The 11,273-nt window shown below is 67.5% G+C and carries 16 protein-coding genes; 8 read left to right on the forward strand and 8 right to left on the reverse strand.

The features are described from left to right. Nucleotides 1-62 precede the first annotated feature (62 nt). On the reverse strand, nucleotides 63-1,001 hold the full coding sequence (locus VDQ18_RS20225; protein ID WP_323022704.1) for a methyltransferase: 939 nt from the start codon (nucleotides 999-1,001) through the stop codon (nucleotides 63-65). A 190-nt stretch (nucleotides 1,002-1,191) separates the two neighbouring features. Between VDQ18_RS20225 and VDQ18_RS20230 the strand changes: the two genes are divergently transcribed. The 5 genes from VDQ18_RS20230 to VDQ18_RS20250 all read left to right on the forward strand — a co-directional run bounded on the left by VDQ18_RS20230 (nucleotide 1,192) and on the right by VDQ18_RS20250 (nucleotide 3,727). Beyond that, nucleotides 1,192-2,358, forward strand: coding sequence for a serine hydrolase (locus VDQ18_RS20230; protein ID WP_323022705.1), 1,167 nt, complete (start codon nucleotides 1,192-1,194; stop codon nucleotides 2,356-2,358). A gap of 31 nt (nucleotides 2,359-2,389) precedes the next feature. After that, complete coding sequence (locus VDQ18_RS20235; protein WP_323022706.1) at nucleotides 2,390-2,635, forward strand: CDGSH iron-sulfur domain-containing protein; 246 nt, start codon at nucleotides 2,390-2,392, stop codon at nucleotides 2,633-2,635. Between the two features lie 77 nt (nucleotides 2,636-2,712). Next, on the forward strand, nucleotides 2,713-2,883 hold the full coding sequence (locus VDQ18_RS20240) for a hypothetical protein (protein WP_323022707.1): 171 nt from the start codon (nucleotides 2,713-2,715) through the stop codon (nucleotides 2,881-2,883). A 7-nt stretch (nucleotides 2,884-2,890) separates the two neighbouring features. Further along, nucleotides 2,891-3,271, forward strand: coding sequence for a DUF2237 domain-containing protein (locus VDQ18_RS20245; protein ID WP_323022708.1), 381 nt, complete (start codon nucleotides 2,891-2,893; stop codon nucleotides 3,269-3,271). A 60-nt stretch (nucleotides 3,272-3,331) separates the two neighbouring features. Next, a complete protein-coding gene (locus VDQ18_RS20250) occupies nucleotides 3,332-3,727 on the forward strand; it encodes a group III truncated hemoglobin (protein WP_323022709.1) in 396 nt (131 codons plus the stop codon). 6 nt (nucleotides 3,728-3,733) lie between these two features. Here the strand turns inward: VDQ18_RS20250 and VDQ18_RS20255 are convergent, their stop codons facing one another. Together VDQ18_RS20255 and trpB are read right to left on the reverse strand one after the other, a co-directional pair. Then, complete coding sequence (locus VDQ18_RS20255; protein ID WP_323022710.1) at nucleotides 3,734-4,036, reverse strand: PepSY domain-containing protein; 303 nt, start codon at nucleotides 4,034-4,036, stop codon at nucleotides 3,734-3,736. 125 nt (nucleotides 4,037-4,161) lie between these two features. Beyond that, a complete protein-coding gene (gene trpB, locus VDQ18_RS20260; RefSeq protein ID WP_323022711.1) occupies nucleotides 4,162-5,394 on the reverse strand; it encodes a tryptophan synthase subunit beta in 1,233 nt (410 codons plus the stop codon). A 203-nt stretch (nucleotides 5,395-5,597) separates the two neighbouring features. Here trpB and VDQ18_RS20265 point away from each other — a divergent pair, with 203 nt between their 5' ends. Further along, nucleotides 5,598-5,870 (forward strand): hypothetical protein, encoded by a 273-nt coding sequence (locus VDQ18_RS20265; protein ID WP_323022712.1) that lies wholly within the window; start codon nucleotides 5,598-5,600, stop codon nucleotides 5,868-5,870. Nucleotides 5,871-5,996: 126 nt separating this feature from the next. After that, nucleotides 5,997-6,776, forward strand: a complete 780-nt coding sequence (locus VDQ18_RS20270) for a DUF4394 domain-containing protein (protein ID WP_323022713.1) — start codon at nucleotides 5,997-5,999, stop codon at nucleotides 6,774-6,776. A 63-nt stretch (nucleotides 6,777-6,839) separates the two neighbouring features. On the opposite strand, the gene VDQ18_RS20275 is transcribed toward VDQ18_RS20270, so the two are convergent. The 5 genes from VDQ18_RS20275 to VDQ18_RS20295 all read right to left on the reverse strand — a co-directional run bounded on the left by VDQ18_RS20275 (nucleotide 6,840) and on the right by VDQ18_RS20295 (nucleotide 10,941). Continuing rightward, on the reverse strand, nucleotides 6,840-7,484 hold the full coding sequence (locus tag VDQ18_RS20275; RefSeq protein ID WP_323022714.1) for a phosphoribosylanthranilate isomerase: 645 nt from the start codon (nucleotides 7,482-7,484) through the stop codon (nucleotides 6,840-6,842). A gap of 7 nt (nucleotides 7,485-7,491) precedes the next feature. Next, entirely contained in the window at nucleotides 7,492-7,857 is a 366-nt protein-coding gene (locus VDQ18_RS20280) for a lipopolysaccharide assembly protein LapA domain-containing protein (protein ID WP_323022715.1), read from the reverse strand. A gap of 18 nt (nucleotides 7,858-7,875) precedes the next feature. Further along, complete coding sequence (gene ihfB, locus VDQ18_RS20285) at nucleotides 7,876-8,163, reverse strand: integration host factor subunit beta (protein ID WP_107751706.1); 288 nt, start codon at nucleotides 8,161-8,163, stop codon at nucleotides 7,876-7,878. 256 nt (nucleotides 8,164-8,419) lie between these two features. After that, nucleotides 8,420-10,093: a 30S ribosomal protein S1 gene (gene rpsA / locus VDQ18_RS20290; protein WP_238150105.1), complete on the reverse strand. Its 1,674-nt coding sequence runs from the start codon at nucleotides 10,091-10,093 to the stop codon at nucleotides 8,420-8,422. A gap of 215 nt (nucleotides 10,094-10,308) precedes the next feature. Beyond that, nucleotides 10,309-10,941 carry a nitroreductase family protein gene (locus VDQ18_RS20295; protein ID WP_323022716.1) on the reverse strand — a complete coding sequence of 211 codons (633 nt, stop codon included), beginning with the start codon at nucleotides 10,939-10,941 and terminating at the stop codon, nucleotides 10,309-10,311. A gap of 123 nt (nucleotides 10,942-11,064) precedes the next feature. Between VDQ18_RS20295 and VDQ18_RS20300 the strand changes: the two genes are divergently transcribed. Further along, nucleotides 11,065-11,273, forward strand: a 209-nt coding sequence (locus VDQ18_RS20300) for a helix-turn-helix domain-containing protein (protein ID WP_323022717.1), incomplete at its 3' end; no start/stop codon positions are given.

The raw sequence follows: 11,273 nt of genomic DNA on the forward strand, positions 1-11,273 counted from the left end.
CCCCCCCCCCCCCCCCCCCCCCCCCCCCCCCCCCCCCCCCCCCCCCCCCCCCACCCTCCCTCTCAGGCCAGCGCCATCCCCTCGCCGTCGCCCTGCCGGTCGGCCTGCCGCGCAAGCCCGCTCGCCACGACGACGAAACCGCGGATATCCGCGCCCCGGTCCTGACGCAGCACGGCCTCCTTGCGCGCGAATGTGCTGAACCCGGCCGCCTGCAGCACCCCGTCCACATAGCCCGCCGAATGGGCGAAGCGGCGGCTTTCGCGCAGGGTGAGCGGCGCCTCCCCGGCCTCGACCGTGAAGGCCAGAACGCCCCCCGGCTCAAGCGAACCCGCGCACCAGGCGACGATGCGTTCCAGCGCGCCGAGATAGACGAAGACATCGGCCGCGAGGATCAGGTCATAGCGCGGACCGACTTCCAGCGCCGCCAGATCCGCCTTTTCCAGCCGGTCATAGAGCCCCTTGGCCTGCGCCTGCCCCAGCATCGCCGCCGAGATATCGCAGCCTTCGAGCCAGTCGACCGCCTCGCGAAAGGCCTCGCCCGCCAGCCCGGTGCCGCAGCCCAGATCCATCGCCCGGGCGAAATGCCGCCCCGCCAGCGCGTCGCGCAGGAGCCAGGGCGCGCGGTAGCCCAGCTTGTCGACCAGCGCGGTATCGAAGCTCGGCGCGTATTGGTCGAAGAGCGCCTCGACGAAGGCCGCCGGCATCGCCTCGGCCACCGGCACGCGGCGGGCGAGGTCGCGCTTCAGCCCGGCGCCCAGCCGGTCCCCGGGATCGGCCCTGAGCGCCCGGTCCCAGGCGGCCACCGCCGCCGCCGGATCGCCCAGTTCCTCGTGCCATTCGCCCAGCCGGAACCAGCCCGCGGGCCAGTCGGGCGCCCGCGCCATCGCCTCGGTCAGCAGCTCGACCGCGGCGCGCAGCTCACCGCCCGCCGCCAGCCCTTCGGCGAAATCGAATCGCCGGTCCACGATCAGGTCGCCCGAGGACAATCCCCACGCCGCCATCACTCAGATCTTTCATATGGGGAACCGGCCGCTGGCGCCCACGCCGCACGACGGGTCCGGTCACGGCGCCCGGTCCCTCAACGAGGCCCGCGCCGCAGCGCGCAGCTAAGAGGCGCGGGTGATTCCGTCAAGGGGGGACTTGCCTTTGCCCGCCCGCCTGCGAGACTGCCCGCCAAGGGGGACCACCGGAATGCGCAAGATCTTCAAACGCCTGGGATGGGGCCTTGTCGCCCTGATACTGGTACTGGCCGCGCTGGCGGTCTGGAAGCGCGAGGAGCTGACCCGCCTCATGGCGGTCAATTCGCTCTTTGCCGAGGACCGGATCGTCGAGAACTTCTCGCATATGGACACGCTGTTCCTCAGCCGCGGCATGGCGGGCGGCACGCCCTCGCCCCTGCCGGAAGGCCCGCGTGCCACCTTGCCCGAGGGCTTCGACGCCTGGGCCGAGGCACGCCATGTCACCGGCATCGTCGTCCTGCACGGGGGCGAGATCGTCTACGAGGATTACCGTCTGGGCACGGCGCAGGGGGATCCGCGCATCTCCTGGTCGGTGGCGAAAAGCGCGCTGTCGCTGCTGCTGGGAACGCTGGTGGCGGATGGCACGATCCCCGACCTCGACGCGCCGGTCACGCAATACGCCCCCGCCCTGCGCCAATCGGCCTATGACGGGGCCACCATCCGGCAGGTGCTGCGCATGGAATCAGGCGTCGCCTTCAACGAGGATTACCTGGATTTCTGGTCCGATATCAACCGCATGGGTCGGGTTCTGGCCCTGGGCGGTTCGATGGACGGCTTCGCCGCCGGGCAGAGCGCGCGCCGCTCGGCCCCGGGCAGCGACTGGCAATATGTCTCGATCGACACCCATGTCATCGGCATGGTGATCCGCGGCGCCACCGGCCGCTCGATCCCGGACCTGATGTCCGAGCGGATCTTCCAGCCGCTGGGGCTGGACCGCGACCCCTATTACGTCACCGATGGCGAGGGCGTGGCCTTCGTGCTGGGCGGGCTGAACCTGACCACGCGCGATTATGCCCGCATCGGCCAGATGGTGCTGCAGAACGGCGAATGGCAGGGCCGCCAGATCGTCCCCGCCGACTGGATCGCCGAAAGCACTGCCCCCGGCCCCTTCACCGCAGAATCCGGCACCGGCTACGGCTATCAATGGTGGCTGCCGCCCGAGGCCCGGGCGGGCGAGGTCTGGGCGCGCGGCGTCTATGGGCAGGAGATCTGGATCGACCGCACCAACGATGTGGTGATCGCTGTCAACAGCGCCGACCGGGGCTTCACCGCGCCCGGGGTGATGACCGAGAAGATCGCCCTGTTCCGCGCCATCGCCGACAGCCTCGCCGCCAACTGACCCCCGACCCGCCAGCCCTCAGGAGCCAGCCATGTCCGACACCACGCCGATAATCGCCCAGAAAGCCCCCTTCGCCGTCGAGGTCGAGGCGGGGAAAACCTATTTCTGGTGCGCCTGCGGACGCTCGCAGAACCAGCCCTTCTGCGACGGTTCGCACAAGGCGACCGGCCTCAGCCCGGTGAAATTCACCGCGGACGCCAGCAAGAAGGCCTTCCTCTGCGGCTGCAAGCAGAGTGCGCGGAGTCCGTTCTGCGATGGCACGCACAAGGGGTTGTAAGACCCGGCACGCATCGGCTGCCCCAGCCGCGCGATTCCATGCTAGGCTGGGCAGGCGCATTCCCCCGGAGGTCCGCCATGACGAAGCCGTCGATGACCCTGCTGAGCGCCCTGGCCCTGGCGGCGACGCTGGCGCCCACGCTGGTGCTGGCCCAGCATGCCTGCGAAAGCACGCAGACCATCTCCTGCCCCGAGGGGCATCGCTACGACAGCACCACCCGCACCTGCACGCCCCCGCCGACGAGTTGACCCGCTGATGAAAGACGCCTCGATCAATGTGCTGGGCGGACCGCTCGAAGAATGTTCGCGCGATCCGGTCACCGGCTTCTACCGCACCGGCTGCTGCGAGACCGGGCCCGAAGACCACGGCCGCCACACCGTCTGCGCGGTGATGACGGCCGAATTTCTGGCCCTGTCCAAGTACCTCGGCAATGACCTGTCGACGCCGCGGCCCGAGTTCGGCTTTGCCGGGCTGAAGCCGGGCGACCGCTGGTGCCTCTGTGCCGCGCGCTTCCTGCAGGCCCATGACGAGGGCGCGGCGCCCCGGATCCGCCTGGCCGCGACCCATCTGCGCACGCTCGACATCGTGCCGCTGTCGATCCTGCGCCTTTACGCCGAGGATGCGGCGACCGGGTGACGCGCCGCGCGCGACAACCTGCCGCTGGCCTTCCGCCCCGCTCCGGCGCTAGAACGGGCCATGGTCCAGCCGCGATTCCCCATCACGCCCGAAGAGATCGACACCGTTGTTGCCGATTTCTACAGCTTCGTGCGCGAGCATCCGGGTCTGGGCCCGGTCTTTGCCGCCCATGTCACCGACTGGCCCGCGCATGAGGCCAAGGTCGCCCGCTTCTGGCGCAACGCGATCCTGTTCGAGCGGGTCTATGACGGCAATCCGATGCAGGTTCATCTGGAAGCCGGGAATGTCCGCCCGGGCATGTTCACGCCCTGGCTGGGCCTTTTCGACATGGTGCTGCGCCGCAACCTGCCGCCCGAGACGGCCGAGGCCTGGTCGGCACTCGCCCATCGGATCGGCGCGGGGCTCAGGTCGGGGCTGGTCGAGCCCAGCAAGGGCGTCATCCCCAACCTGCGCTGACGGGTCTTACGAGGCGGAGGTCAGCGTCAGACCCGGAATGGTGATCGGGCGGCCGTCGATATTCTCGATATCGAGGTCGCGGACCATGCCGGTGGCCCGGTCATAGACCACCTCGATCTCCATCGCGCCGCGCCTGGCCTCGATCTCGATCGAATGCTCGTTGCTCTGCATCTCGACCGATTCCCAGCCCGAGGTCTGGAACTGGGCCTGCAGCGTCTCGGGGTCCATGACCCCGGCAGGCTGGGTCTGGGCGCTGGCAGGCAGGGCCAGGGCAGCGGCAAGCAGGAAGGGGGCGAAAGCGCGTTTCATCGGCAATGGTCCTTGGTTCGGGAGTGTCACAATCCGAACGTCAAACCTAGGCCGCAGTTCCCCCCGGGCCGCCCCCCTGCCCCGAAAACCGCCGAGCGCGAAATCGCCGATCGGCGGGGGCCGGGTCAGACCTTCATGTCGACGCCGAGGTGCTTGGCGACGGTGAAGATATCCTTGTCGCCCCGACCCGAGAGGTTGATGACGATGATATGGTCCTTGGGCAGACCGGGCGCGATCTTCTGCACATGCGCGACGGCATGCGAGCTTTCCAGCGCGGGAATGATCCCCTCGGTCCGGCACAGCAGCTGGAAGGCTGCCAGCGCCTCGTCATCCGTGATCGAGACGTATTCGGCGCGGCCCGTGTCATGCAGCCAGGAATGTTCCGGCCCGATCCCCGGGTAATCGAGCCCGGCCGAGATCGAATGCCCCTCCAGGATCTGCCCGTCCTCGTCCTGCAACAGATACGTCCGGTTGCCGTGCAGCACACCCGGCCGACCGCCGGTCAGCGAGGCGCAATGCTCCATCCGGTCGTCGACACCGTGGCCGCCAGCCTCGACGCCGATGATCTTGACCGACGGATCGTCGAGGAACGGATGGAACAGGCCCATGGCGTTCGAGCCCCCGCCGACGGCGGCGATGATCGTGTCGGGCAGGCGGCCGGGGCCTTCCTGCTCCTCAAGCTGCCAGCGGGTTTCCTTGCCGATGATCGACTGGAAGTCGCGGACCATGGCCGGATAGGGATGCGGCCCCGCCACCGTGCCGATGCAATAGAAGGTGTCGCGCACGTTGGTCACCCAGTCGCGCAGCGCATCGTTCATCGCGTCCTTCAGCGTGCCGCGGCCCGAGGTCACCGGCACCACCTCGGCGCCCAGCAGCTTCATGCGGAAGACGTTGGGCGCCTGACGCTCCACATCCGTCGCGCCCATGTAGACGATGCACTTCAGCCCGAACTTGGCGCAGACCGTGGCCGTGGCCACCCCGTGCTGGCCCGCACCCGTCTCGGCGATGATCCGGGTCTTGCCCATGCGGCGGGCGAGGATGATCTGCCCCAGCACGTTGTTGATCTTGTGCGCGCCGGTGTGGTTCAGCTCTTCGCGCTTGAGATAGATCTTCGCGCCGCCGAGTTCCTCGGTCAGGCGCTCGGCGTAATAGAGGGGCGAGGGCCGGCCGACGTAGTTCTTCCACAGATCCTCCATCTCGGCCCAGAAGGTCGGATCGGTCTTGGCATGCTCGTAGCGCGCCTCAAGCTCCAGGATCAGCGGCATCAGCGTTTCGCTCACGAAACGCCCGCCGAAGATGCCGAAACGGCCCTGTTCATCCGGGCCGGTCATGTAGGAATTGATCAGATCGTCAGGCATGCCATCCCCCATCCTTTGGCCCTTGCCTACGTGTTTCGCGTCAGCCCTGCAACAAGCCTTTGGCGGCGGATTTCGGCGGGCCGCCGCCGATTTTTCCCCGGCGACGGAATTTTTTCACATCGCCGTGAAACCTTCGTGATGTTCAGGCGTATATGAAGCAAGACCCCGCGCCAGACGGGGACCCAACCAACCCGGAGATCGAGATGACGCATCCCCTGATCCTGGCCCCGTTCATCCTCGGCCTTGCCGTCGCCGCCGCGGCGGCTGCGGTCCATGGCCCCGGCCAGTCGAGCGGCAGCGCCGTGATGACCCTGACGCCAACCGGCGGCACCGCCACCGGCGTCAGCGGAGAAATCACGCTGTCCCCCCTGCCCGCCTCCAAGGTCACGCCCGACGAAAGCCGCGCCCCGGGCGACGGTGCCTACGGGCGCATCGTGCTGCTGCGCGTCGCCTCCACCGCTGCCGCGCAGAAGTAAGCGCCGCCATAACGCGTCTGTGATCGCGGTATGGCAACCCAGGCGTGAAACTTCGGCGCGATCCTTACGTACCTCCAGGCGAAGGGCGACCAACCGCCCTGTCACAACGCCAACAAGAGGTATCTCATGCGTTTTCTCGTGTCCCTTTCCGCCGCCGCCCTGATGACCGCCGGTGCCGCCTCGGCCCAGAGCGTCGTCGCGCTGACCGGTAATAACACGCTCGTCATGATCGACCCCGCCAATGCCACCGCCACCGGCACGCTCGACGTCGCCGTCGAGGGTCGTCTGCTCGGCATCGACTGGCGCCCCAACACCCAGCAGCTGATCGGCGTGACCGAGGATTGGCGCGTCGTCTCCATCGACTGGACCTCGGGCGAGACCACGGACATCGTGACCATGGACACGCCCCTGGAAATCGCCGATGGCGCGGCGGTGATCGTCGACATCAACCCCGCCGCCGACGCGCTGCGCTTCATGTCGGGCACCGTGAACCACCGCGTGAACCTGGGCACCGGCGCGGTGATGGTCGACGGCGCGCTGCATTTCGCCGCCGATGGCGAGCATGCCTCGGAAACGCCGATGGTGGGCGGCACCGCCTATACCAACTCGGTTGGCCGGCCCGAGGCGACGGCGATGTACAACATCGACACCGCCATGAGCGCGCTGCTGCGGCAGAACCCGCCGAATGACGGCACCAATATGGCCGTCGGCATGCTGGGGGCCGAGATCGAGGGCCCGATCGCCTTCGACATCTACGCCGCTGCAGTCGATGACAATTCGGCCTGGCTCATCGCCAATGGCGGGCTGCATTCGGTCGATCTGGAAACCGGCGCCGTCACCGGCTCGTGGGAGTTGCAGGGCGTCGACGGCGAGGTCCGCGACATGACCGTCGTGCCGCCGATGTGATCCCTTCCCCCAAAGGGTAGCCTGAAAAGGCGGACAGGGCGGGCCTTCGGGCCCGCCCTTTTCCTACAGTGTCGCGGCGCGGGTGAAACGAGCGATGGCGTCGGCGTCCTTCACCCCCGGTGCGCTTTCCACACCCGACGACACATCGACCTGCCGCGCGCCGGTCAGCGCGATGGCGTCGCGCACGTTCTCCGGCGTGAGGCCCCCCGCCAGCATCCACGGCACCGGCCAGCGCCGCCCGGCGATCAGCCGCCAGTCGAAGGCCAGCCCGTTGCCGCCCGGCAGCACCGCATCCTTGGGCGCCTTGGCATCGACCAGCAGCATGTCCGCGACCCGGCCATACTCGGCCAGCGCCGGCAGGTCTTCGGCCGTGGCCACGCCCACCGCCTTCATCACCGGCAACCCGTGCCGGGTGCGCAGCTCGGCCACCCGCTCGGGGCTTTCCTTGCCATGGAGCTGGAGAATGTCGAGCGGCACCTCGGCGAGGACCGCCTCCAGGAACTCGTCGCTGGGATCAACCAGAAGCCCAACCCGCGCCAGCCCCACCGGGAAGGCCAGCGCCAGAGCGCGCGCCTGCGGGATCGTCACCGCGCGGGGGGATTTCGCGAAGAAGACGAGGCCGCCATAGGCCGCGCCCGCCGTCACCACGGCATCGACATCCTGCGGCCGCGTCAGCCCGCAGATCTTGACCCGAACCTCGGCCGTCATGGTGCCGTCACGGCTCCTTGTCGTCGAGGATCGCCAGAACCCGGTCGCGCGGCGCCGCGGTATTGGCGGCAGCAGGCGCCGGGGCCGGGTTGGTGTCGGCGCGCAGCCGGTCCAGCTCGCGCCGGTTCTTCTTGGCCTCGACCCGCTGGCCACGCTCGCGCAGCCATTCCCAGACCAGCCCCAGCAACAGCCCCAGTCCCGCCGCCAGCCCGACGATGGCGAACAGCGGCAGCGTCACCGCATAGCCGAAACCGATGAAGGCGGTGACGGTATCGGGCCAGAGCGCCAGCGTCACCGGCTCACGATTGGCCAGCGCCACCGTGACGCACAGCACCAGAACGACGGCAAGAAGGGCGTAGCGTAGGTATTTCATACTCTCTCGGGCCGAGGGCTACTCGGCCTGTCCGTTGAGCCGGTCGCGCAAAAGCTTGCCGGTCTTGAAGAAGGGCACGCATTTTTCATCGACATCGACGGTCTCGCCGGTGCGTGGGTTCCGGCCGGTGCGGGCATCGCGCTGTTTCACCGAGAAGGCGCCGAACCCGCGCAACTCGACCCGCTCGCCCCTTGCGAGGGCTTCGATGATCTCGTCGAAGAAAGTATTCACGATGCGCTCGACGTCGCGCTGGTAGAGATGCGGATTGGCCTCGGCAAGCTTCTGGATCAGTTCCGAACGGATCATCGCCTCCCCCCCAGGTGGCAACAGATGGTGTGAAAGGGCGCTTCTGTGGGGCGCCTTGGCGAGGTTCTGACTATAGGCCAGTTTCCGGCGGGCACAATGAAAACTGCACGAATCCGCATGTTTGCGCCGAAAGAACACCGCGGCTGCCGCCTTCGCGGGCCCCCGGACGGGATCGCCCGGGCGAATCACCGCCCGATGGCAAAGGGCCCCGCCTTTCGACGGGGCCCTCCGGGATTCGCGATCGGGCTTGGACCGATCAGTTGTTGCCGCGCAGCGCGGCGCCGAGGATGTCGCCCAGCGAAGCACCGGCATCCGACGAGCCATACTGCTCGACGGCTTCCTTCTCTTCGGCGATCTCGCGCGCCTTGATCGACAGGCCCAGCTTGCGGGTCTTCGAATCGACCGAGGTGACGCGGACATCGACCTTGTCGCCGACGCCGAAGCGCTCGGGGCGCTGGTCGGCACGGTCGCGGGCCAGGTCCGAACGACGGATGAAGGACTTCATGCCGTTGTAGTCGACCTCGATGCCGCCGTCTTCGATGGCGGTGACCTCGACGGTGATGACCGAACCGCGCTTCACGCCGTCGATCGCTTCCGAGAAGGTGTCGGCGCCCAGAGCCTTGATCGAGAGCGAGATGCGCTCACGCTCGACGTCGACTTCCAGAACCGAGGCCTGAACCATGTCGCCCTTGCGGTACTGCTGGATGGCTTCTTCCCCGCGCTGGTCCCACGACAGGTCGCTGAGGTGGACCATGCCGTCGATGTCGCCGTCCAGGCCGATGAACAGACCGAATTCGGTGATGTTCTTGACTTCGCCCTCGATGGTCGAGCCCGAGGGGTGGTTCTCGGCGAAGACTTCCCACGGATTGCGCTGGGTCTGCTTGAGGCCAAGCGAGACGCGGCGCTTGGCCGAGTCGATTTCCAGGACCATGACTTCGACTTCTTGCGAGGTCGACACGATCTTGCCGGGGTGCACGTTCTTCTTGGTCCAGCTCATTTCCGAGACGTGGACGAGGCCTTCGACACCCGGCTCCAGCTCGACGAACGCGCCGTAGTCGGTGATGTTGGTCACGCGGCCCTTGTGCACCGAACCCAGCGGGTAGCTGCGCTCGACCGAATCCCACGGATCCGCTTGCAGCTGCTTGATGCCGAGGCTGATGCGGTGGGTTTCCTTGTTGATCTTGATGACCTGAACCTTGAGGCTCTGGCCGATCGACAGGACTTCGGACGGGTGGTTGATGCGGCGCCAGGCCATGTCGGTGACGTGCAGCAGGCCGTCGACACCGCCGAGGTCAACGAACGCACCGTATTCGGTGATGTTCTTGACGACGCCATCCAGCACCTGACCTTCGGCCAGCTTGCCGATGACTTCGGCGCGCTGTTCAGCGCGGCTCTCTTCCAGGATGGCACGACGCGAGACGACGATGTTGCCGCGGCGACGGTCCATTTTCAGGATCTGGAACGGCTGCTTCAGACCCATCAGCGGGCCGGCATCGCGCACGGGGCGCACGTCAACCTGCGAGCCGGGCAGGAACGCAACAGCGCCGCCCAGATCGACGGTGAACCCGCCCTTGACGCGGCCGAAGATCGCGCCGTCGACGCGCAGTTCTTTCTCGAAGGCTTTCTCGAGGCGGTCCCAGGCGGCTTCGCGGCGGGCCTTCTCGCGGCTCACCACGGCTTCGCCGCGGGCATTCTCGACGCGCTCCAGATAGACCTCGACCTCGTCGCCGATAGCGACTTCGGGGGCCTCGCCGGGGTTCGCGAATTCTTTCAGATCGACGCGGCCTTCCATCTTGTAGCCGACGTCGATGATGGCCTGGCCCGCCTCGATGGCGATAACCCGACCTTTGACAACCGTCCCTTCCTGGGGGGTGTCGATCTCGAGGCTCTCGTTGAGAAGGGCCTCGAATTCAGCCATAGCATTGGTCATATAGATCAGTTCCTTTGGGTCTGTTTCACTGGCCTGACGGTTGGCTCCGCCGGTCTTTGACTGCCCGGGTCCTCATGCCGAAACGGACGCCCCTTGGGACGCCCGTTGCAACCATGCCTCGGGATGGAGGCGGCTATAGACCCGCGATACCAGCATGGCAAGGAAAAACCCGGCCCTGCAGCGGTCCCGCGCCGCCCCTTTTTCCCTGAATTTGCTCAGGCGACGCGGGTCACCAGGCTGTCCAGCGGGCGGCGGACCTTTTTCTGGCCGAGCAGCCAGTCGCCCGAGGCGTCGCGGTAGCCCAGCGGCAGCAGCGTGACCGCGCGCAGGCCGCGCGCCCGCAGGCCCAGAATCGCGTCGACACTGTCCGCGTCGAAGCCTTCCATCGGCGTGGCGTCAACCTCTTCGAACGCGGCGGCGGTCACCGCGGCGGAAAAGGCGATATAGGCCTGACGGGCGGCGTGCTGGTAATTCTCCTCGGCGGTGCGGGGCAGATAGAGGCCCTTCAGCCGGTCGTAATAGGCGGTCAGCGCCTCGGTGATGCCGCCACGCTCGGCGCCCATCTGATCGACCACGGCGTCGATGCGGGCATCGGTGTAATTATCCCAGGCGGCGAACACCAGAAGATGCGAGCCATCGGTGATCTGCGCCTGATCGAAGGCGGCGGCGCGCAGCTGGGCGCGGGTCTCGGGGTTGGTCACGACGATGATCTCGAAGGGCTGCAGCCCGCTCGAGGTCGGCGCGAGGCGCGCGGCTTCGAGGATGCGCTCGACGGCCTCCTCGGGGACCGCGCGGCTGGGGTCCATCTTCTTGGTTGCATAGCGCCAGTTGAGCCGGTCGATCAGCATGGGTCTTCTCCTTCATCCCCCGGTCCGGGGTAGTATTGATTTGTAACCGGGTGGATATGTGATACTGTCAGAGGGCTTCAAGAAGGCACATCGGGGTGACCCGGTCACAGGAAGGGAACCGCCATGAAGGACGTGATCCACGGCACCGGCCAGTGCCAGCGCATCAACGACGTGCTGTCGCGCGTCGGCGACCGCTGGAGCGTGCTGGTGATCTATGCGCTGCGCGACGGGCGGGTGCGGTTCAACGCGCTCAAGCGCGAGCTGGGGATTTCCCAGCGGATGCTGAGCCTGACGCTGCGCAACCTCGAACGCGACGGGCTGATCTTGCGGCA

Source organism: Pararhodobacter sp., assembly GCF_034676075.1.
Classification (GTDB): Bacteria; Pseudomonadota; Alphaproteobacteria; order Rhodobacterales; family Rhodobacteraceae; genus Pararhodobacter.

Excerpts from the sequence above, each read along its gene's own strand:
- VDQ18_RS20270 (WP_323022713.1), top strand. The coding sequence starts at position 5,997 with ATGCGTTTTCTCGTGTCCCTTTCCGCCGCCGCCCTGATGACCGCCGGT.
- VDQ18_RS20265 (WP_323022712.1), top strand. The coding sequence starts at position 5,598 with ATGACGCATCCCCTGATCCTGGCCCCGTTCATCCTCGGCCTTGCCGTC.
- VDQ18_RS20295 (WP_323022716.1), bottom strand. The coding sequence starts at position 10,941 with ATGCTGATCGACCGGCTCAACTGGCGCTATGCAACCAAGAAGATGGAC.
- VDQ18_RS20275 (WP_323022714.1), bottom strand. The coding sequence starts at position 7,484 with ATGACGGCCGAGGTTCGGGTCAAGATCTGCGGGCTGACGCGGCCGCAG.
- VDQ18_RS20230 (WP_323022705.1), top strand. The coding sequence starts at position 1,192 with ATGCGCAAGATCTTCAAACGCCTGGGATGGGGCCTTGTCGCCCTGATA.
- VDQ18_RS20225 (WP_323022704.1), bottom strand. The coding sequence starts at position 1,001 with ATGGCGGCGTGGGGATTGTCCTCGGGCGACCTGATCGTGGACCGGCGA.
- VDQ18_RS20280 (WP_323022715.1), bottom strand. The coding sequence starts at position 7,857 with ATGAAATACCTACGCTACGCCCTTCTTGCCGTCGTTCTGGTGCTGTGC.
- ihfB (WP_107751706.1), bottom strand. The coding sequence starts at position 8,163 with ATGATCCGTTCGGAACTGATCCAGAAGCTTGCCGAGGCCAATCCGCAT.
- VDQ18_RS20240 (WP_323022707.1), top strand. The coding sequence starts at position 2,713 with ATGACGAAGCCGTCGATGACCCTGCTGAGCGCCCTGGCCCTGGCGGCG.
- rpsA (WP_238150105.1), bottom strand. The coding sequence starts at position 10,093 with ATGACCAATGCTATGGCTGAATTCGAGGCCCTTCTCAACGAGAGCCTC.
- VDQ18_RS20235 (WP_323022706.1), top strand. The coding sequence starts at position 2,390 with ATGTCCGACACCACGCCGATAATCGCCCAGAAAGCCCCCTTCGCCGTC.
- trpB (WP_323022711.1), bottom strand. The coding sequence starts at position 5,394 with ATGCCTGACGATCTGATCAATTCCTACATGACCGGCCCGGATGAACAG.
- VDQ18_RS20250 (WP_323022709.1), top strand. The coding sequence starts at position 3,332 with ATGGTCCAGCCGCGATTCCCCATCACGCCCGAAGAGATCGACACCGTT.
- VDQ18_RS20255 (WP_323022710.1), bottom strand. The coding sequence starts at position 4,036 with ATGAAACGCGCTTTCGCCCCCTTCCTGCTTGCCGCTGCCCTGGCCCTG.
- VDQ18_RS20245 (WP_323022708.1), top strand. The coding sequence starts at position 2,891 with ATGAAAGACGCCTCGATCAATGTGCTGGGCGGACCGCTCGAAGAATGT.